17 protein-coding genes are annotated in these 20981 nt (G+C 36.1%); 9 read left to right on the top strand and 8 right to left on the bottom strand.

Features of this window, described 5'->3' with window-relative positions; all coding sequences use genetic code 11:
• Positions 1-91: 91 nt before the first annotated feature.
• The 4 genes from CQ022_RS22960 to ppk1 form a co-directional block, all read right to left on the bottom strand.
• Positions 92-241, bottom strand: coding sequence for a hypothetical protein (locus tag CQ022_RS22960; RefSeq protein ID WP_156106575.1), 150 nt, complete (start codon positions 239-241; stop codon positions 92-94).
• A complete protein-coding gene (locus tag CQ022_RS09550; protein WP_105681179.1) occupies positions 238-891 on the bottom strand; it encodes an NAD-dependent epimerase/dehydratase family protein in 654 nt (217 codons plus the stop codon). Before CQ022_RS09550 ends, CQ022_RS22960 begins: the two co-directional genes overlap by 4 nt.
• A 290-nt stretch (positions 892-1181) precedes the next feature.
• Positions 1182-2066 carry an exopolyphosphatase gene (locus CQ022_RS09545; RefSeq protein ID WP_105681178.1) on the bottom strand — a complete coding sequence of 295 codons (885 nt, stop codon included), beginning with the start codon at positions 2064-2066 and terminating at the stop codon, positions 1182-1184.
• Positions 2063-4135: a polyphosphate kinase 1 gene (gene ppk1 / locus CQ022_RS09540; RefSeq protein WP_105681177.1), complete on the bottom strand. Its 2073-nt coding sequence runs from the start codon at positions 4133-4135 to the stop codon at positions 2063-2065. The genes CQ022_RS09545 and ppk1 overlap by 4 nt, the downstream gene beginning before the upstream one ends.
• A gap of 390 nt (positions 4136-4525) precedes the next feature.
• On the opposite strand from ppk1, the gene CQ022_RS09535 reads away from it, so the two are divergent.
• From CQ022_RS09535 to CQ022_RS09500, 8 genes are all read left to right on the top strand, one after another.
• Complete coding sequence (locus CQ022_RS09535) at positions 4526-5764, top strand: zinc-dependent metalloprotease (RefSeq protein WP_105681176.1); 1239 nt, start codon at positions 4526-4528, stop codon at positions 5762-5764.
• Positions 5765-5915: 151 nt separating this feature from the next.
• Positions 5916-7814 carry a molecular chaperone DnaK gene (gene dnaK / locus CQ022_RS09530; protein ID WP_105681175.1) on the top strand — a complete coding sequence of 633 codons (1899 nt, stop codon included), beginning with the start codon at positions 5916-5918 and terminating at the stop codon, positions 7812-7814.
• A gap of 389 nt (positions 7815-8203) precedes the next feature.
• The gene (locus CQ022_RS09525) at positions 8204-10924 is read left to right on the top strand and encodes a TonB-dependent receptor plug domain-containing protein (RefSeq protein WP_228421510.1); all 2721 of its coding nucleotides are present in this window, start codon (positions 8204-8206) and stop codon (positions 10922-10924) included.
• A gap of 26 nt (positions 10925-10950) precedes the next feature.
• Positions 10951-12297: a DUF4876 domain-containing protein gene (locus CQ022_RS09520; protein ID WP_105681174.1), complete on the top strand. Its 1347-nt coding sequence runs from the start codon at positions 10951-10953 to the stop codon at positions 12295-12297.
• Positions 12287-13879, top strand: a complete 1593-nt coding sequence (locus CQ022_RS09515) for a DUF6850 family outer membrane beta-barrel protein (RefSeq protein ID WP_105681173.1) — start codon at positions 12287-12289, stop codon at positions 13877-13879. Before CQ022_RS09520 ends, CQ022_RS09515 begins: the two co-directional genes overlap by 11 nt.
• A 6-nt stretch (positions 13880-13885) precedes the next feature.
• The gene (locus tag CQ022_RS09510; RefSeq protein WP_105681172.1) at positions 13886-15028 is read left to right on the top strand and encodes a cytochrome-c peroxidase; all 1143 of its coding nucleotides are present in this window, start codon (positions 13886-13888) and stop codon (positions 15026-15028) included.
• Between the two features lie 407 nt (positions 15029-15435).
• Complete coding sequence (locus tag CQ022_RS09505) at positions 15436-16377, top strand: BPSS1187 family protein (RefSeq protein ID WP_123864417.1); 942 nt, start codon at positions 15436-15438, stop codon at positions 16375-16377.
• A gap of 374 nt (positions 16378-16751) precedes the next feature.
• Positions 16752-17861, top strand: coding sequence for a heparan-alpha-glucosaminide N-acetyltransferase domain-containing protein (locus tag CQ022_RS09500; RefSeq protein ID WP_105681170.1), 1110 nt, complete (start codon positions 16752-16754; stop codon positions 17859-17861).
• Positions 17862-17943: 82 nt separating this feature from the next.
• On the opposite strand, the gene CQ022_RS09495 is transcribed toward CQ022_RS09500, so the two are convergent.
• From CQ022_RS09495 to CQ022_RS09480, 4 genes are all read right to left on the bottom strand, one after another.
• A complete protein-coding gene (locus CQ022_RS09495) occupies positions 17944-18297 on the bottom strand; it encodes a cupin domain-containing protein (RefSeq protein WP_105681169.1) in 354 nt (117 codons plus the stop codon).
• Positions 18298-18309: 12 nt separating this feature from the next.
• Entirely contained in the window at positions 18310-18729 is a 420-nt protein-coding gene (locus tag CQ022_RS09490) for a DoxX family protein (protein WP_105681168.1), read from the bottom strand.
• Positions 18730-18902: 173 nt separating this feature from the next.
• A complete protein-coding gene (locus CQ022_RS09485; RefSeq protein WP_105681167.1) occupies positions 18903-19694 on the bottom strand; it encodes a helix-turn-helix domain-containing protein in 792 nt (263 codons plus the stop codon).
• Between the two features lie 77 nt (positions 19695-19771).
• Entirely contained in the window at positions 19772-20344 is a 573-nt protein-coding gene (locus tag CQ022_RS09480) for a hypothetical protein (protein WP_105681166.1), read from the bottom strand.
• An 83-nt stretch (positions 20345-20427) separates the two neighbouring features.
• Between CQ022_RS09480 and CQ022_RS09475 the strand changes: the two genes are divergently transcribed.
• Positions 20428-20940 (top strand): thioredoxin family protein, encoded by a 513-nt coding sequence (locus tag CQ022_RS09475; RefSeq protein ID WP_105681165.1) that lies wholly within the window; start codon positions 20428-20430, stop codon positions 20938-20940.
• The last annotated feature ends 41 nt before the right edge of the window (positions 20941-20981 follow it).

The raw sequence follows: 20981 nt of genomic DNA, 5'->3' as shown, positions 1-20981 counted from the left end.
TATTTTAATGGAATCTTAAGAAATGTTTAAAAAATAGGTTTGTTTCTGATAAAAGATAAAATTTTGTTCGAATAAGAGAGTTTAGATGAAATTATTTTCCTGATTTTCCGGAAAAATTTAAAATCGTTCCTGATTTATTTCCTTCCAGCGGATGTTTCTGCATATAAAAATATCCTGAAACAGCAGTCACAAGCAACAGTACAAAAATAACCAGAACAATTCTTTTTAACATGTCTCTCATATCGCTAAATTTTTAATATCTCTAATTTCTAAAGTAGATGTTGGGTATCCATTTTGTGTCACTTTGATCATTGCTCTACCCACTTCGTGTAAAGTTAATGATTTTGATTGGAAAAAAACAGGAAAAATCCAAATAAAAGGTTTAAAAAACCATTTTACATTCAATTGACCATCAACGGGTTTCATAAATCCGGGACGGAAATTATAAGCTCCTTTGAAATTCATTCTTTTCAGATCATTCTCTGTTTTCCCTTTTACGCGTGCCCACATCAGTTTTCCACTCTCTGTACTGTCTGTGCTTGCTCCGGAGACATAGCTGAAAACCATGTCCGGGTTTTGGTTTAAAACAGCTTTTGCAAAATGGAGGGTTGTATCGTAAGTGATTTTGGTGTAGTCTTCTTCATTCATCCCCACACTGCTTATTCCTGCGCAGAAAAAGCAGGCATCGTAGCCTTTCAGGTTTTCATCATTAAGGTCTATGGATAAAAAGTCAGGGATAAGATATTCTTTCAGTTTGGGATGCGTTTTTCCGGAAGGTTTTCGGCTTATGCTCAGGATTTCTGAAACATTAGGATTTTCAAGACATTCCATTAAGACACCTTCGCCTACCATTCCTGTAGCTCCTGTAAGAATTATTTTGATTGGGTTCATTGCTTTGCTATTGATACTGGTATGACGGATGAAGATGAGGTTTTACTTTAAAATTCTGAAAAATTTTTATTAAAAAGTAAAAAGTAACTTTTATTAAAATTCAATAGGGGTGGGTTTTAACCCACCTGAAAATAAATTATCCATCTTATTGGCTTTAGCCAAAACTTAATAGTATGAGATAACATAGAGATTGGTTCGTCGCGTTGCTCCTCGCAATGACAAGCCTGGAAATTGCTCCCAAAAATAAAGCCAGCACAAAAATGGCTGGCTTTCAATATTGTTGTATGCTGTTATTTTTTATGTTGCAGCTGACTGTAAATATTATGGATCAATCCGTCTGCTACTGAGATTTTAGGGACAAAAATCCTGTTGATGTCAGACCAGGACATTACGTTGTTGAAAATTCCCAGAGCATGTACCAATACGTCTGCACGGTCTTCTCTCAGGTTGTAATTGCTCATTCTCTCTTCTACGGACAATTCATTGAACTCTCTATAAACCTTTTTCAGATGAGACAAGGACATTGGTTTCCCGTCTTTGGTTTTGCTCATGGAGAATACTTTGTTGATGTTTCCTCCTGACCCGATGGCTACAATTGGTTTTTTGCTGACGATATTTTTCTTGATTTCATCTTTCATTTCCTTCCAGTTGTCCATCGTTACAAGATTGTTGAGAAGACGGATCGTTCCGATATTGAAGGATTTTTCGTAGACCATTTTACCGTTTTCGTAAAAGGTAAGTTCTGTAGAACCTCCACCGACATCAATATATAGATAGGCAAATTCTTTGTCAAGACCTTCTGCTACGTGATTTTCATAGATGAGCGTTGCTTCTTCATCACCGGAAATGATCTCAATATTAATACCTGACGTTTCTTTTACCAGGTTGATGATTTCATTACCATTGGCAGCATCACGCATTGCACTGGTAGCACAGGCTCTGTAATGATCTACTTTGTATATTTTCATCAGGTCACTGAAGATCTTCATAGAGTCAATGACCATTTTTTCTCTTTCCGGGCCTATCTTTCCGATGGTGAAAACATCCATTCCCAGTCTCAGAGGAATTCTGAGAAGGTTAAGTTTGATGAATTCAGGTTTTCTGTTATTAATCTTTACTTCATTGATAAGAAGGCGGGCTGCATTACTCCCTATGTCTATCGCTGCTATCTTCATTTTTTGCTTGTTTTAGCTTTTAAATATTTATAGGTTTCTATTTGTGATCGGCATTCTTGTTTTTCATTTCTTACATATTCATTGCTCAGTCTCTTATCCAGAATTCTGGCTTTTACATTATCCCTAAGCTGAATGTCAAGAATGTCTTTTAATTCTTTCTTCAGGTTCTTGTCCGTAATTTTAGCGGCTGCTTCAATCCTGTAATCCAGGTTTCTGGTCATCCAATCGGCAGAAGAAATATACATGTCTTCAGTTCCTTTATTGTAGAAATACATTACTCTGGCATGTTCCAGATATTCATCTACAATACTTATAGCTTTTATTTTTTCTTTAAAATCCTTTTGGTTGACGGCACAATAGATTCCTCTTACAATCAGTCTGGTTACTACGCCAGCTTTTGCGGCATCATATAATTTTTCTATCAACAGCCTGTCGCTCAGAGAATTTACTTTTATGATGATCTCTGCTCTCCGTCCTGCTTTAGCTTCTTCAATTTCTTTATCGATATGGTGAACAATCTTTTCACGCATAAACTGAGGGCAAACTAATAAATTTTTACAAGTTTTCAAAATGGAAATAAAATCATCTTTCGGTTTTTTCAATACATTGAAGACTTTATTGATATCTGCCATGATGCCACGGTCAGCAGTTAACAACAGGTGGTCTCCATATATTCTTGCCGTTTTTTCATTGAAGTTTCCCGTACTTACAAATCCATATTGAATCGTTTTGTTGTGGGCTCTCTTTTTGATAACACAAAGCTTGGCATGTACTTTTTTATTGGGGATACCAACAAGAACGGTAATTCCTTCCGGTTCCAGCATGTCTTTCCATTCCAGATTGGATTCTTCATCAAATCTTGCCTGAAGTTCCAGCATCACCGTCACTTCCTTACCATTTCGTGCCGCATAGATTAGTGCATTGATGATTTTTGAGCTGCTGGCCAGACGATAAGCCGTGATCTGTATGGATTTTACATCCGGATCCATGGCAGCTTCGCGAAGAAGGTCAATCACCGGATTATACTTGTGGTAAGGAAAAGTAAGGAGAACGTCTTCTTTTAAAATAACATCCGTTACCCTTTCCCCGTGTTCAAATGCCTGATGGGTAAAAGAGGTTCTTTCCACCGGTCTTTCATACGTTTCAAAAACATCAGGAAAGTCCATGAAATGCTTGAAATTATGAATTTTTCCTCCGGGAATGATGCTGTCTTTCTTGGTCAGATTCAGCTTTCTGATAAGAAGTTCCAGGAGAGCTTTATCCATATCTTTATCAAAAACAAAACGGGTAGGTTTTCCTTTTCTTCTGTTTTTGAGGCCTTTTTCTATCTTTTCTGCGAAGTTGGTTCTGATATCATTATCCAGATCCAGTTCCGCATCTTTTGTTACTTTAAAGGCATTGGCTGCAAACTCATCATATCCGAAATAAGAAAATATGTGAGGAAGGTTAAAGGTAATCACATCTTCCAGTAACATGACATTTTTTTCTTCCGGATCTTCCGTTGGCAGTAATACGAATCGTCCCACAAAACGGGAAGGAATTTCAATAATTGCATAATTACTGGAATACTGCCAGTCTTTTTTTCTCATGGCTACGCCCAGGTAAAGACTTTTGTCTCTCAGGTAGGGCATAGGTGTATTTTCATGAAGAAGAATCGGGATCACATTGGATTCTACCACTTCGTCAAAATATTGTCGGACAAACTCTTTCTGTTTTGCTGTCAGGTTTTTGGCGTTTTTAATAAAAACTTTATGATCAGCCATTTCAGTCTGGATTTTTTTCCAGGTTTTATCGAAATTCAGCTGCTGTCTCATAACGACCTCATTGATTCTCTGAAGAATTTTGGTAGGAGGCTGATAGAAAGATTCAGCAATCACTTTTTCCTTAAAATCCATGGCACGCTTTAATCCGGCAACACGTACTCTGAAAAATTCATCTAAATTGTTGGAGAAAATTCCCAGGAAACGTATTCTTAAATGTAAGGGTACTTTTTCATCCATAGCCTCCTGCAAAACTCTTTCGTTAAAGGCAAGCCATGTAATATCTCTTGGATTAAAGTGTATTGACATTCTAAATGTGTATATTTTATCAAAAATAATAATTCACAAAGACTATCACCTTATTTCTTAGGTTAAACTTTGATTAATTTTTAAAGATGGGTGAATTAATTGGTTTTGTTGGTTGTAATTGGTTTGATAATCAGTCTTTTTAAATGAATTAAGAATCATGAAATATTCTCTTTATGCAGAGAATATAGTCCAATACATTATTGATAGGGGAAGTTTTTTAAAATCATATAATATCTGGACAAAAATTAAACCCTTATATTATTATACTTCCGTTTATCAATTCTTTGATATTTGATTTTGATCCGATGACAGAGATGATGGAAAAGCTTTGTTCTGGCCATAAAATTTATATAAGAATGGTTATATTTGCTGCCTATTTATAATATTTCCATGAAAAAAATTTTACTATTGACAGCCGGCTTTCTGATGGCTAATATGTATGGTCAGAGAGAATGTGCCACTGATTTGAAGATGAAGGAGTTTTATGCGAGAAATCCGCAGGCTCTGGCAAAAAAAGAAGATTTAAGAAATTACCTAACCAGTAAGAGCGCAGCTGCTAATACAGTAGCTAAAAACGGTCAGACTGTTGTTACCATTCCGGTTGTAGTCCATGTTCTTTATGGAAGTGCTGCTCAGAATATTTCGGATGCTCAGATTGCATCGCAGATTGCTATTCTGAATAATGATTTTAGAAAATTGAATTCGAATTTCGCTTCTGTAGTTCCTGATGCATTCAAACCTTATGCGGCGGATATGGAACTGACATTTTGTATGGCAACAAAAACGCCTACAGGAGCTTCTACTACTGGGATTGAAAGAAAATCTGTTTCTTCAGGTTTCGATTTTGCGAATGAATATTATCAGGCTTCAGGGCTTACGGCCTGGGATCCTACTAAATATTTGAACATCTGGGTAGGAAATATGCCTAACCCTTATCTTGGCTGGGCTTATCTGCCGGATGCTGCCGGATACCCTGAAGACGGACTTGCTATCGGGTATAAATATTTCGGAACTACAGGAGCTGCGGTTGCACCTTATAATGGTGGACGAACTGCAACCCATGAAATAGGACATTATTTCGGATTACTTCACCCTTGGGGAGAAGATGGTAGCGCATGCGGAACAGCGGATAATGATGATGGCTGTGCAGATACTCCTGCTATTAATGATGCTCATTACGGGGGTAATGTTTTTCCGGATAATGGATTCATGTGTACGCCTACTGCCAATGGTGCAATGTTCATGAATTTTATGGATTATGTGACAGATACTGAGATGGCATTCTTTACCAATGATCAGAAAACAATCAAGACCAATACAATGGCTGGCCCGAGAGCAAGCCTTCTGAATTCTAATGCATGTGCATTTCTATCAGTAAATGATGTGGAAAAGGTAAATTCTATCAATCTTTTCCCTAACCCTACTACACAATATATTTCCATTGCTTCTCCTTTAGCACCTATAAACGAGGTAGAAATTTTCAACGCTGAAGGTAGGCTTGTGAAAAAAGCGTTTATTAAAAATGAAACAGATAAAATTGATGTGAAAGATTTTGTCAGTGGTACTTACTATGTGAGAACTTACAATGGCAAAGACTTCGTGAAATCAATGAAGTTTATCAAAAAATAATGAAAATATTTCCATATTGAATCTTACAAAACCTCGATTTATCGGGGTTTTTATTTTTATTGTGTCATTTTGTCATAATTCTTCGAATGGTACAGATATTGAGAAATTGAGAGTGTAAATTAAATTAAAAATAGAAAAAATATAAAATATTATGAGTAAAATAATTGGAATTGACTTAGGAACAACCAACTCTTGTGTTGCTGTAATGGAGGGTAAAGACCCTGTTGTTATTCCTAACGCAGAAGGTAAGAGAACTACTCCTTCTATCGTAGCTTTTACGGAAGATGGAGAAAGAAAAGTAGGTGATCCTGCAAAAAGACAGGCTGTAACGAATCCAACAAAGACTGTTTACTCTATTAAAAGATTTATCGGAACTCACTTTAAAGATGATGCTTCTGAAATCACAAGAGTACCTTATAAAGTAGTTGCCGGACCAAACGATACAGTAAAAGTAAAAATCGACGATAGAGAATATACTCCACAGGAAATTTCTGCAATGACTCTTCAGAAAATGAAGAAAACTGCTGAAGATTATCTTGGACAGGAAGTAACAAGAGCGGTAATTACTGTTCCTGCATACTTCAACGATGCACAGAGACAAGCTACTAAAGAAGCTGGTGAAATTGCTGGTCTTAAAGTAGAAAGAATTATCAATGAGCCTACAGCTGCAGCATTAGCTTACGGTCTTGATAAAAACCATAAAGATCAGAAAATCGCAGTATATGACCTTGGAGGTGGTACTTTCGATATCTCAATCCTTGATTTAGGAGACGGTGTATTCGAAGTATTGTCTACAAACGGTGATACACACTTAGGAGGTGATGACTTTGATGATGTGATCATCAACTGGATGGCTGACGAGTTCAAAGCTGAAGAAGGTGTAGATTTAAAATCTGATGCCATTGCTCTTCAAAGATTGAAAGAAGCTGCAGAAAAAGCTAAAATTGAATTATCTTCTTCTCCTCAGACTGAAATCAACTTACCTTATATCACAGCTACTGCTACTGGCCCTAAACACTTAGTGAAGTCTTTAACAAAAGCTAAATTCGAGCAATTATCTGCTGATCTTGTAAGAAGATCTATGGAGCCTGTTGCTAAAGCGTTAAAAGATGCTGGTTTATCAACTTCTGATATTGACGAAGTAATCTTGGTAGGTGGTTCTACAAGAATCCCAATCATCCAGGAAGAAGTAGAAAAATTCTTCGGTAAAAAACCATCTAAAGGAGTTAACCCGGATGAGGTTGTAGCAATTGGTGCAGCGATCCAGGGAGGTGTATTGACAGGTGATGTAAAAGACGTATTACTACTTGACGTTACTCCACTTTCTTTAGGAATCGAAACAATGGGTTCTGTATTCACTAAATTAATTGAAGCGAATACTACCATCCCAACTAAGAAATCTGAAGTATTCTCTACTGCATCTGACAACCAGCCAGCAGTAAGCATCAGAGTAGGTCAAGGTGAAAGATCAATGTTCAACGATAACAAGGAAATCGGTAGATTCGATCTTCAGGATATTCCACCAGCACCAAGAGGAGTTCCTCAAATTGAAGTAACTTTCGATATTGATGCTAACGGTATCCTAAGCGTATCAGCTAAAGATAAAGGAACTGGTAAAGAACAGTCTATCAAAATTCAGGCTTCTTCAGGTCTTTCCGACGAAGAAATCGAAAGAATGAAGAAAGAAGCTCAGGAAAACTCTGCAGCAGATGCTAAGAGAAAAGAAGAAGTTGAAATCTTCAACAAAGCTGACGGATTGATCTTCCAGACTGAAAAGCAATTAAAAGAATTCGGTGAGAAACTTTCTGCTGACAAAAAAGCAGCAATCGAAGCAGCTCATGGAGAATTAAAGACAGCTTTCGAAGCTAAAAATGCTGATGATGTTAAAGCTAAAACTGAAGCATTAGATGCAGCATGGATGGCCGCTTCTGAAGAGTTATATGCAGCGGGTCAACAGCCAGGTGCTGATGCAGGTGCTGGAGCTCAGAATGCTGGTGGAAACGCTGGAGCTGAGGATGTACAGGATGCAGACTTCGAGGAAGTAAAATAATAGATGTAAACACTAACATTTAATTATAAATCAACCCCGCGGTAAACAAAGTTTACCGCGGGGTTTTTCGTATATAATAATCATAAAGCGTAACGGATGAGTATTTCCTTGAAGAGTAATTGCTGAAAAATAAGATGATCCAAGGTTTACTATGGATATTTTTTATTTCTTTTTCTTAATGCATTTGTAGATTAATATCATAAACATATCTGTACTGATATATCCTCTAAGCTTTTATCTTTCATTGTTTTTATTGTTGTTTTATTCTTTATATAGGGATTTATATGTGAATATTATTTTATTTTACGTTAAAATAACTTTAATAATTTCAATAACTTACTTTTTATTTAGAATAATTATAATTAATTTGCAGCCTAAATATTTTAAGGGTGAAAGTATCGTTATTAGCAGGTGCTGTTTTTTTAACAGCAGGAGGTTTCTTGTCTGCACAGAATGTAGAGTTCTATCATGATGGACAACTTAAAAAGGGAGAACTTCTGACCAGAGAAATAGAAAAATGTAAAGGCTTGGTCTACAAAGATCAGACTCTGACTTTTAAAGGAAGTTGCCAGATAACCCTCCTGAATGCCGACAATAAAAAAGAAAAAATCACTCTAAAAGAAGGAGAAGAGCTTACCGCAAAATTCATTCAATTCAAAGAAAATTTTTTAGATAAACCAGCGATTAGAATTGAAGGAGTACAACTTACCGCCAGAAAAAAACAGTTTTCTGAAATTGCTATCCAGCAGGAAGCCCTTCAAAATTTACAATCATTTTCTATCGGAGATGTTTTACAGCAATTACCAGGTCAATATGTACAACAGTTTGACAATACCCAGTTTAAAAATATCGTTTTCAGAACTGCAAGCGGATCATCTGTAACAGGATCCGGGAATATTCCCGGTGGAGATGATTTTGGAAACAGAGCATTTGGTGTACAGTTGATGGTCAACGATATTGCCTTATCCAATAATGAAAATATGCAGAGCTATGATTCTGCGAACAGCGGTCCCTTCGGGATAAGTTTTAGTACTTCCACCAATGGAGGAAATTTAACACCAAGCCAACCGAATTACGGGGTCGATTTAAGAGAAATTTCGACTGAAAATATTGAAAGTATTGAAGTCATACAAGGGGTTCCGGATGCTAAATATGGAGATTTAACTTCAGGACTTATCAAGGTTACAACCATTGCCAAAGCATCACCACTCCGCTTGGATGCATCGCTCAGAGATGGAACTTATCAGGTAGGGGTTACAAAAGGATTTAAGCTTAAAAACAACAATGCCCTGAATGTATCTGTGGGCTATATGAATTCACTTTCTGATCCAAGAACCAGTCTGGTAGGATATGACAGAACAAATGTCAACTTCCTTTGGTCATCAAAAAATAAAAACGGTTTCAGTAATAAATTCTCAGCTTCGTTTTCTACCAATACCAGCAAAGGGAAAAGAGATCCCGATGATCTGGACGGAATGATTATCAATGTAGATAACAAGAGTTTTTCATTAGGAAATAATATAACTTATAACTTTAATCGAAACGGAAGCAAACCATTTTTCAGAACGATCAATGCAGATGTAGGGATCAGCTATTCAACGCAGCTTACAGAGAGAAGATTCTGGCTTAACCAGGGAGCCCGTCCCTATGGAAATTCAACCACTGATGGCGTTTATTATGCTCCTTATACACCCCCAAGTTATGAAAATCAGGCCTTCTCAGACGGTAAACCTCTTAATGTTTTCACTGATTTAAGTGTGAACGGCAGTAAAATGACAGCCTCCAAATGGGTTCATATGTACAGCATCGGAGCAAACTTCAGATATGGAAATAACTTCGGAAAAGGCCGTTACGGAACTGCAGGACAGTTTACAACATTTAATGCGGCAGGTCAGGGATCAAACGGAATGAGAGACTTTAATTATCGTGATCATGTTTTTGCATCCAAACAATATGCATTCTATATTCAGGATAATATTACGAAAGCTTTTGCGAATAAACATATCTTAAGAACCAATCTGGGACTTCGTTATGATCTGCAGAATTCATATTCTACCTATTCCCCAAGGGTAAACACTTCGTATCAAATGGGTAAATTTTCTGTAAGAGGAGGTTTTGGGCTCACTTCCAAAGCTCCTTCTTTGAATCAGATTTACACGGCACCAAGATATTTTGACTTCCTTCTTGGTGATTATCGTCTGCCGGGATATTATTCAGCTGCGATCATGCAAACTGTTGTTACGCCGGGAGATAATGCCAATCTGAAACCGTCACGAAGCTGGAAAACTGAAGTAGGGATGGATTACAGATTTCCTTTTGCAACAGTGAACCTTACAGCTTATTACAACCGATTATTTGATGGGTTTACCACAGCAAGTGTTCATAAAATTATGGATAAGGCGAAAGTAAATGTCAATGTCTCAGGAACAGAAGTACCTACTTTTGAAGTGATAGGAACAGAAAAATTTAATTATCTCCAAAACAGAATCGTTAACGGATATCAGTCCGTAGATAAAGGACTGGAGCTGATGGCAAGCTTCAAAAAGATCGAGGCTTTAAATCTTGTTATAGGTTTCAATGCCAGTTATGTAGAAACTTCCGGCCATAAAGATGAAGGTCTTTACAAGATCGCTGCTCCTAAGATTGCAGATAAAGACTATGAATATGGAATTTATAACGATTCCCGAAACAAAAGTTCTATGGCCAGAGCAAGTTTCAGTTTTGACTATCACCTGGCCTCATCAGGATTGATTATCGGTTTGAGAACAGATCATTTCCTTTCAGACAGAACCCTCAATGGGGTCAATGATATTTATCCGATAGGGTATATCAAACATGATGGAGAGACACAGATGATTCCGGAAAATGACCGTACTAATCCAAAATATCAGGGACTTTTCCTGAAACCTTCCGATGAAAAACTTTCAGGTTTATATAACAAAACCCTGCATAATATTCATTTAAGAGTTACCAAGGATTTCCTGAGCGGCTTCAGACTTTCAATCTATGTGAGTAATGTTTTCAATTTAAAAGCATACGACGAAAGAGGAGCTGTATACGGCAACTTTACATCTACCTCGTTTGGAGGAAATATTTCATACCGATTTTAATACTACTAAAAATAAACTTGAACATAATGAAACAATTCATACTATTACTCCTATTTCCTGTCCTTGTTCTGACAGGATGCAACAGAGATGATGACTTTGGTAATAATGAGATTAAACCTGTTCCGTTTACCGTAAATATCAAATATGATGCTTCAAAATATCCTTCCGTTTCCGATAAAGGAGTTGCCAATGTAACCGTGATTCTGAAAAACTCTGCAACAGAAGATCAGATTATAGGAAAGACAAATGCAGATGGTGAACTGATTTTGGATGCTGTTCTACCGGGAACTTATAGTATTCAGGCTGAACTGCAACTGAAGCAGAATGAATATGAGCAACAGATTGGAGAAGAAACAAGCTATGAAATTGTACACTTCGGAGGGTTTGATGAAAAAGTAACCATTAATGCCAATACCTCTTCAAAATTGGTCAGAATCACCAGTGGAAACTTGGGAGATCTTGTAATCAAACAGTACTATTATGCAGGTTCGGATACGAAATTAGGAGCCAATTTCAGAGATCAGTTTATTGAAATTCACAACAATTCTGATCAGACTATTTATGCTGACGGTTTATATCTGGTATTTCTGGAGGGGAATACGAATAATAATCCAACTACTTATACTTTATCTAATGGTCAGTACGACTGGAGCAAAACTGCCGGTGGTGGATCTGAGGCAAACACAGAGTATGTATATTCCAATATATTCATTAAAATACCAGGAAACGGAAATCAGTATCCTATTTTGCCTGGGAAAAGTATTGTTATTGCTCAAACCGCTATCAACCATAAAATGCCTTTTGATGATATCAACGGAACTGGTGTGGCGATACAGGAACCTGACAGAACAATAGACCTGAGCCATGCAGATTTTGAAACCTATATGGGTGATTATAACACAAGTATTGGTAAGAAACCTTTTGCATGGGATATTCAGAATATTTTGGTGCCGGATATGCTGGTGTCATACTGGAGCATTGCATCCAATGATTTAATCCTTAATGTAACTTCAATGCTGGGGCTGGGAATTCTGAGAGCAACAGATGCAGAAGTAGCAAGCTGGAAAAAAGTGGCGTCACCTAAAGCTCCAACCGGAACTTTATTTCTGCAAATTCCTAAGAATTATATCATAGACGGAATTGATATTACAGACAAAGAACAAAAAGCGCCTAAAGACTTTCCGGCAGATATAGATGCCTCAAGAACATTTATTGTTAATGCAGCGGGACAGGCTGAAGCTACTTTTACCGGATTTTCTGTAATCCGTAAAACAAAGGAAATTACCAATGGACGTGTAGTATTGCAGGATACGAATAATTCTGCCAATGATTTTGTAACGATTAAAGCAAACCCTCGAGGATATGCACAATAATAAAAATAAGACAATTAGAGTTTTTCAATACAGTATATTGGGATTGGCTATAGCAGGCACTCAGTTCTTTTATGCTCAGGCCACTCAGTTAGACAGTATTAATATAAGTGCTGTAGAAAAGAATATCAGGATCAATGATCCCTATATTTCATTTTTTCAGCCCTTGGATTTTTCCAGGACAACTTTTCAATATTCTTCAACAAAGCAAAATTTTAAAAGAGTTCAGACTCCTGAAGAGACCGGAAGTTTTACTTTTCTGTCTGAAGGAGTATATAAGCTTAATCATAAGATCGCTTTATCAGGAAGACTTAAAGCAGACAAAACAACCGAAGATAATGTTCCTTATATTCTCAGTGACGAAAGAACGAACAATTCTTCCTTTATTTACAATCCCTCTTATTATTGGGTTTCCCGTTCGGCAAAATGGCAGAAACAGAGTTATCTTATCAACGGACAGTTTGCCTATAATCCCGTAAAACCAGTGATTCTTCAGTTGGGAGGAGAAGGAATGTATGCTAAATCTTATCGTCAGAATGCAGATCCGAGACCCAAAGTAGATGATTATAAATACAAAGCTTTTGCAAAATTAGGGTTGAACTGGAAGCAGCACGCTCTATTTGGAAAACTGAGCTATGTGCATCATTACAAAGGAAATGATATCATGTTTGTGAATATGAAAGGAAATGTACCTGCGAATGACAGTATTTATATCCGTTATAATGAAGGCTACGGTAATCAGTATATCGGAAATACCCAATATAAAACTTCTGAATATAAAATGGGAGGCTATATCTGGGGCGGAGAATATGCCTTTAATAGTAATGATACTCATTTTTCTGCCGGATATGATTATAAAAACCTTATTGAACGCTTCTACAGAGTTTTTGAATATCAGGATGCAAACTATAACTGGCAGAAAGATTATACAAAATATTCCGGGCTGAAAACAAAATTGCATAGCTTCTACCTTAATTTTTTAGGAAATTATAATGGAAAAAAATGGGCTTCTATGATGACGTATCAGGATCAGCTGGATACCAATTACAATTATCCTTTGGATTACACATCATACCGTCTGGAGCAGAAGAATCTTTCCTGGCAGAATAGCCTGGTCTGGTTTAATCATAAAAATGAGGCATTCAAGGTTCTTTTCGATGCAGCGTATGGGGAAAATCGTGTAAAAGATTTGTCTGTAGTAATGGGTCGAAAACTGTCATTTTTCAATTACCGACTCGGAGCTGAAAAGGAATTTGCTTTAAAATCTTCTCATAAACTGGCTATTGGTCTTTCTCAAAATCTTTATGTTCCTTTGGAAAAAGAATTCAATTACCAGCCTTATCAAAGCACAAAAGAGAATATCTTTGCAACTAAAATAGCACAGCCGGACTTTGCGTATGATGCAACACCTAAAATTGGTCTTAATTTTAATGCAAGCTATATTTTTGATCAGAACAAAATAAGGTATGAATTGTTTGCAAGTTTTTCCCAGATCTGGCTGATGAACAGTACTTATAAAAATCAAGTTGACTACAATGGCAGAGCTAATCATGTTGCCCTGGTAGGATTGAATGTTTATTATTAAAAAATAATGAAAGACAGATATATTGCTTTTCTGGCAATTGCCGGGATAATATGTTTATTAAGTTATACTTCTAATGACCCTACGGGATATACCGTGGAAGAACTTCGTACGTTATACAGCAGTGGAGACCAGAGCAAATGGCCGGCTGCTCACTTATTTGATGAAGCTAAAGAGGGTTTTCAGGATATTGGGCCTTTGTCTAAAATGAATTTCCCTGAAGATAATCCCTATTCCGAAGATAAAATGGAACTGGGGAAAATGTTGTTCTTTGATCCGAGACTTTCTAAAAGCGGACAGATTTCCTGTGCCAACTGCCATAATCCCGAAATAGGCTGGTCAGACGGAAGCAGAGTTTCTTTTGGTCATGACAGGCAGACTGGAACCAGAAATGCACCTACTCTGGTGAATATAGGATATGCCAAAACATTCTTCTGGGACGGTCGTTCATCGACTTTGGAAGAGCAAGTAAAAGCTCCCATTGAAAATCCTGTAGAAATGAATCTTCATATGTCCATGGCAACAAAAAATATCAGAAAAATTAAAGATTATAAACCTTTCTTTGTCAAAGCTTTTGGAAATGGAGAAGTGACTGAAGAGAAAATTGCAAAAGCCGTTGCTACTTTTGAACGTTCGCTGATCAGTCCGCCATCAAAGTTTGATAAATTCGTTTCCGGAAAAAAAGATGCTTTAACGGATTCTGAAATCAACGGGCTTCATTTATTCCGAACTAAAGCAAACTGTATCAACTGTCATAACACCCCTTATTTTTCTGACCAGAAGTTCCATAATCTTGGACTCACCTACTACGGAAGGAAATACGAAGATCTGGGAAGATATATCGTTACTAAAAAAAATGAAGACGTAGGAAAATTCAAAACCCCTACACTGAGAGAGGTTTCTGAAAATAAACCTTATATGCATAACGGACTTTTCCCTGAACTGGCCAACATCGTCATGATGTACAACGCCGGAATGGGCAGAGAAATACCCAAAGCAGATCAGCTCAATGATCCGAAATTTCCTCACAAATCAGGAATGGTAGAAAAACTGAATCTGACAGATGACGAAGTTTTTGATATCGTAGCATTTTTGAAAACACTGAACAGTTACAAATACAAAATGCGTCCACCAGAATTGCCTAAATCATAACCGTAATAAAAAAACTCTTCCAAGCGGAAGAGTTTTTATTTTAAAATATATTGATCATTTTAAACAATATAATTACAGGATTTATGTGGTGTGTGTTGGTAATTATTTATCAATGCATTATTGGTTTTTTGTTCTTTCAAATGGTTTTTACGGGATTAATGCAAAATGATGTATATGTGTTGTATAGTGTTATTGTGTATATTCCTTTTTTTTTCTCAATCTTGTTGAAAATGTACTTCTCTATAAAATTTCACATCACAGAAAAAGTAATAAAATAACTAAAAGAAGAATTTCGGATAAAAATTAAAGATTTCAATGAGAAGCATTATTTCTAAAACATTATTTAATATAATATTACTTATAGTGTTTTATACAGTTTTAATTGTTCAATTTAATTTTAAATGCTAATGAAAAAAAAGACCTTATTATCCACCATGATGACATTTATTTTGTTGTGTATGGTAAGTTTGTCCATAAATTTGTCCGCACAAAAGATAAGCCTTGCTATTGATTTTTCCGGATATAAAAAACTCAAAGTGAAACCCAGTGAAGCTGATCCTTCAGTAAAGAATTGGGACAGTGCCCATATTGTATTGTATGACAAGACCATTAAAAATAATAAGGTGTTGTTGTGGCTTACAGGAACTGGCGGGTCAACTGATCATTTTCCACAAAGTTTTTTTAAAACAGCATTGGATCAGGGATATCGGATTATAGCACTCTCTTTTATAAGTTCACCTGGAGTTTCGAAGGTTTGTAAAGGAGATTTTTTGAGTAAAGATGTTGACTGTGCCGCTGAATTTCGCAGAAAAAGGATCTATGGTGATAATGTTTTCCCGATTATTCCGGATCAGTATCAGGATGCAATTATACCTCGTCTGATAAAACTTTTACAGTATTTGTCGAAAAATGATAAAGAAGGGGGATGGTCTCAATATCTGAATCAGAACACAGGTAAGCCTGTTTGGAGTAAAATAGCCATAGTAGGACAATCCCAGGGTGGAGGAATGGCAGAATTTATTGCTCAGCATGAGGCTGTGGCAAGAATTATCAGCTTTTCAGGAGGATGGGATTACAGTGATTCAAAAACGAAAAAAATCGCTGGCTGGTATGCTCAAAAATTGGTGACACCGCCTCAAAATGTTTTTGCAACCTATCATGTGAAGGAAGTAGCAGCAACAAATCTGGCGGAAATTTGTAAAGCATTACATATCCCTGCAGAGAATGTTTTTGCGTTAGACCAACCTATTGATCAAGCTAGGAATAAGCCTAACCCCTATCATGTGGAAGGAGTTAAAAATCCGGTGTATAAACCTATCTGGATAAAAATGCTTGGTTCGGGACTGTAATTTTTTTTGTTAAAATCATTTCCAGCTACCAATATAAAAAACGTCCACCAGGATTCCCCAAATCATAATCGTTATAAAAAAACTCTTCCAACCGGAAGAGTTTTTTTATTTAAAGTGCTTTAATCATTTCATTATTGTACAGATTCAAGGGATAACTATGCGATTAATTATGGGTAAATATTGTATTATAATTGCTCTTTATAACTGGATTAAATGGTTAATTATTAATAATTTATGAAAATTGATAAATGAATTATAAGAAGTGGTTTTAATTTGTATATTTGATTTTTATTTAGAATAAATAAAAATATTGTTTAAAGAAATAATAATGACTACAATTTTATCCATCTAATCCACAATTTCCACTAAAAACTATGGAACAACAAAACAAAAGAATCCTGACTCTGGATTTAATAAAAGGTATAAGTGTTCTCGGAATGATCATTATACATACCTTATTGGTGTATGCCAATGTCAAATCACAATATGAAACAGCCATTGGCAGTTTTATTGTTTTTCTCGGAAGAGGAACTTCCATCTTCCTGATCTGTATGGGAATCACCTTTATGACTTCCAGCCATCAAAGCCTTAAGAGTGCATTAAAAAGAGGTGTTTTATTGGTGTTTGCAGGCCTATTTATGAATTTTATGAAGTTTATGGTCCCTGTTATTTTTAATTTTGCTCCCGATAATTTTATTCAAAAATACGGATGGAATGCTCCTATAGAACAACAGTATGTATATCTGGTACAGCTGGGTGATATTTTACAGCTTGCAGGGATGTCTTTATTATTCGTTGGGTTTATCAGAGAATATGTGAAAAATAAATATATTATGCTGGCTATAGGCTTATTCGTTGCCCTGATATCCAGAGAAGTCAGCGGAATCAATCTGGACTATCCCGTGATCAATTATGTTCTGGATCTTCTTTTCAATACAGATTATCCAGCATATGTCTATTTTCCTGTTTTCCCATGGATGGCTTTTATTATCATCGGAATGTTTTTCGGTAAATGGTTCCAGGAATTGAACTACAATATCCAACAGATATTTAGAAATATGCTGTATGTGGGGCTGTTGTTCATTGCCATAGGAGCACCGCTGGTTTTTCTGTATGGTGATTATAATTACAACGGTTTTTATCATATGGGACCTGGAGGAGTTATTTATTTTGCAGGCTGGACGTTACTGTTTTTATGGCTGATCAATACAATAACGACAAATAGTAAAGAAAATGGCTTCATGCGTGTTCTAAAATACTGCAGCAAAAATTTAACCTCAATGTATATGATTCAATGGATACTGATCTCTTGGGGAAAAGGAATTTTTGGGTATAGACAGCATGAAATTGGTTATGTTTCGGTGCTCATTGTACTGTATATTATTCTCACCTTTTCAGTGCAGACTTTGTTGGATATCATAAGAAAGAAAAAAACTTTATTTGATTTCAGACCCCTATCATCAAACAAAACAGTGTTGAAATAAATATTTCGGCTTAAGACTAAAAATATTTTATAATAAAAACCACCGTAAAAAGATTTATGGTGGTTTTGTTTTTAATAACGGGTTAAAGAATTTCTACTTCTTCAGGGATCACAAAAAGAATGATGCATCCATGTTCCGACTTCACGGAATGTTTGAAGCTAGGCGGAGTGTATAAATAATCTCCTTTTTCAAGTCTGGCTCCTGCAATAGTGGCATCGCCTTCCATGATAAACAGTTCCTCACCTGCAGGATGGTTGTGATAAGGATAGCTGGCTCCCGGTTCAAATTTTAAAAGAATACTGGTTGAGCGGTTGTTTTCAGGATCAAATTTTAAAGATTTTACAAAAATACCTTCATAATGAATCCCTTTTTCAATTAAAGGCTGCCATTCTTTCTGTTCTGTTTTTACGATGTAATCGTGGATGTTGGTGTTCATACTATGTAAATTTTAATTGTTATAAAAATGGTCTAAACTCCAGGCGTAACGGGAAAAAGTACTCAGGAGAAATGCTCCGGCACTGAAAGCAAAGACAGAATAATCCAAAGGCTCTTTAATACCCGAAGAAATGCTCATCGCAACTGCAAAAAATAAAGTGAGAATAGAGGCGGACCATGCTGTTTTTTTTATTTGAAATCCCAAAAGAAGCAGCACTCCAATTGACAATTCAGCGATGGTAGATAATACGGCAATACCAGCTGCCCACGACTGTGGTAAAAATGAATTTATTTCGGCAGTATATGTAACAAAATTGTTCCAGCCGGATGACTGATTTCCCCAAAGATTCAGCCTGCTTGCCCCAGCAGATAAAAATCCGAAAGCCAAGGTAATTCTTAATAAAAAAATAGCGGCATCCTGTTGAGTTTTCATACGTATAATTTTTAGGTCTTAATTACAGTACAAAGTTCAGTGAAAGCCGTTGTCTAAAGAATAGACAATTCTGGAAAAAGAATGTAATATTTAGGAGGGAAGAAGGAAACAGGAAGCGGGATGTGAATATGAGATCTCTGATTTTCTTTAAACTAAAACTTTTCAGGGTACTTTTAAACTTCCTTCACGGTCTTCTGATACTCTTTGGGGGAATGTGAAGTATGTTTTTTAAAGAAGTTTGAAAAATAGAATGGATCGTTGAAGCCCAGCTGATAAGCAATTTCCTTTACTGTGAGCTTTTCATAGTGTAAAAGTCTTTTAGCTTCAGAAATTGTGAGGCTGTAGATCACATTCTGAGCGGTTTTGTTGGTGTGAAGTTTTGAAACCTCATTCAGTTTGGCTTCAGTGGTTCCAAGAAGATCTGCAAAATGAAAGACCTGATAATTGTTTTTAAAATTATCCCTTACACTTTCCAGGAACTTTAAAAACAAAGCATCCGGTTTCCAGATTTCATCGCCATTGGCAATTTTACTGCGGTTGATTTCTACCAATAGCAGTTCCACCAGAGAATGGGTCGAGATCAGATACTGATAAGGCTGCTCCTGAATTTCTTTTTCAATAGTATTCAGCGTTTCAGAGAAAAATGCAGGATGTTGTATGGTAATTATTTCATTCATCCCGAAATGACAAAAAAGCCCGTTATGAAAAATAAGTTCAATATCACTGTCGCTTTTACAGAAAAAGTCCAGGGTAAATTCCAATGCAGTAAGTTCTCCGTCAACAGATTTTAACTGATGAAACTGTCCCGAAGTAATGGTTACAGTCTGACCCGTTTTCAGGGTGAAGATATTTTCATCAATCAAAATTTCAGCGGTTCCGTGATGGCACCAGAACAAAGTATATTTAATGACCCGTCTAGGCTCAGCGTGTCCTGCCTGATTAGAATATTTTTTTATTTCGATCATGTTGTAAACTTGTAAAAGTTAATATATTGAACTGAATTGGATGAGATTTTAGGCGTATTGTGCTATATTCAGAAAGCTTAGTTTTGCTTTTGATCAATTTTCTCCAAATCTTTCTTTACTAACCTAACATCTTCTTCCGTAAGTTTATCATAGCCTCGTTCTTTTATTTGTGATAATTGTATTTTTACTATTTCATCTTGCTTGCCTTTCTTTTTTAATAATTGATCCCGCAACGAAATATATTGTGGAGCTGTATATACTTCATCTTTCAAAAACTCAGCAATATTTTTACGATCTATGGTACAGCCTAAAACATGCTCCATTTTCAAAGGATTTTTGGAGTAAAACGCATAAACATCAAAAAACCTTTTATCTTTTCTTTTAAACAATTCTTTTCCCGAATACAACTTTAGTGCATTACTTCCGTTCATCGCAAAATAATAGAGTTCATCATTACTTGCTACTTTGGCAACTTTTTTAAATTGATTATAAATTTTACTTTCTTCTCCTCCGTATCCAATATGAGATGATTCAGCATAAGAAATAGTATCTAAAGGCTGTGCCAGTTTTTTTACCGCATCGGAAACCTGAGCATTATATCCTGCAAAGCTTAAAGCTAGAAGAAAACCGTAAAAATATTTATATCTCATTCTTTATAATAATATTTAAAGTTAAATAAATAATTGAACGATTAAATACCTAAATTCGTGTTGATTTAAAATAAAAATTCAGAATGAAATACCCTAAAATTATTATTGTGGTCAGCCTTTTACTGTTTCAGTTGGGAGCAGCACAGGAAAAAGCAGATGTTGTATTAAATAAGGCTTTCACGGAAGCTAAAGTAGGAAAGAAGAATGTTTTATTGGTGTTCCATGCTTCGTGGTGCAAATGGTGTAAAATGATGGAAAAAAATATGGATCTTCCTGAAACCAAACCTATTTTTGAGAAAAGATTTGTCACTGCTTATGTGGATGTTCAGGAAAGGGGAGATAAGAAGAGCCTTGAAAATCCAGGCGGACAGGAACTTATGAATAAATATAAAGGCGAAAATGCAGGACTTCCTTTCTGGCTGGTTCTCAATCCAAAAGGAGAAGTACTGGCAGATTCTTTTGATGATAAAGGAGAAAATCTGGGATCGCCGGCAACCCCTGAAGAAGTAAAGTCTTTCATTGCCAAGTTGGGGAAAACCTCAAAACTTACCAATGAAGAGTCACAGACCATAGAAAAAGTATTTGTGAAGAAATAAAAACTTTTCATTTATTCAAAAAACAAATCCCCGGAACTTAA

Origin of the sequence: Chryseobacterium culicis, assembly GCF_002979755.1 — a bacterium.
Lineage (GTDB): Bacteria > Bacteroidota > Bacteroidia > Flavobacteriales > Weeksellaceae > Chryseobacterium > Chryseobacterium culicis_A.
This window is presented reverse-complemented; position numbering and strand designations above follow the sequence as displayed.

Coding starts and splice junctions, on each gene's coding strand:
- CQ022_RS22960 (WP_156106575.1), bottom strand. CDS start 241: ATGAGAGACATGTTAAAAAGAATTGTTCTGGTTATTTTTGTACTGTTG.
- CQ022_RS09550 (WP_105681179.1), bottom strand. CDS start 891: ATGAACCCAATCAAAATAATTCTTACAGGAGCTACAGGAATGGTAGGC.
- CQ022_RS09545 (WP_105681178.1), bottom strand. CDS start 2,066: ATGAAGATAGCAGCGATAGACATAGGGAGTAATGCAGCCCGCCTTCTT.
- ppk1 (WP_105681177.1), bottom strand. CDS start 4,135: ATGTCAATACACTTTAATCCAAGAGATATTACATGGCTTGCCTTTAAC.
- CQ022_RS09535 (WP_105681176.1), top strand. CDS start 4,526: ATGAAAAAAATTTTACTATTGACAGCCGGCTTTCTGATGGCTAATATG.
- dnaK (WP_105681175.1), top strand. CDS start 5,916: ATGAGTAAAATAATTGGAATTGACTTAGGAACAACCAACTCTTGTGTT.
- CQ022_RS09520 (WP_105681174.1), top strand. CDS start 10,951: ATGAAACAATTCATACTATTACTCCTATTTCCTGTCCTTGTTCTGACA.
- CQ022_RS09515 (WP_105681173.1), top strand. CDS start 12,287: ATGCACAATAATAAAAATAAGACAATTAGAGTTTTTCAATACAGTATA.
- CQ022_RS09510 (WP_105681172.1), top strand. CDS start 13,886: ATGAAAGACAGATATATTGCTTTTCTGGCAATTGCCGGGATAATATGT.
- CQ022_RS09505 (WP_123864417.1), top strand. CDS start 15,436: ATGAAAAAAAAGACCTTATTATCCACCATGATGACATTTATTTTGTTG.
- CQ022_RS09500 (WP_105681170.1), top strand. CDS start 16,752: ATGGAACAACAAAACAAAAGAATCCTGACTCTGGATTTAATAAAAGGT.
- CQ022_RS09495 (WP_105681169.1), bottom strand. CDS start 18,297: ATGAACACCAACATCCACGATTACATCGTAAAAACAGAACAGAAAGAA.
- CQ022_RS09490 (WP_105681168.1), bottom strand. CDS start 18,729: ATGAAAACTCAACAGGATGCCGCTATTTTTTTATTAAGAATTACCTTG.
- CQ022_RS09485 (WP_105681167.1), bottom strand. CDS start 19,694: ATGATCGAAATAAAAAAATATTCTAATCAGGCAGGACACGCTGAGCCT.
- CQ022_RS09480 (WP_105681166.1), bottom strand. CDS start 20,344: ATGAGATATAAATATTTTTACGGTTTTCTTCTAGCTTTAAGCTTTGCA.
- CQ022_RS09475 (WP_105681165.1), top strand. CDS start 20,428: ATGAAATACCCTAAAATTATTATTGTGGTCAGCCTTTTACTGTTTCAG.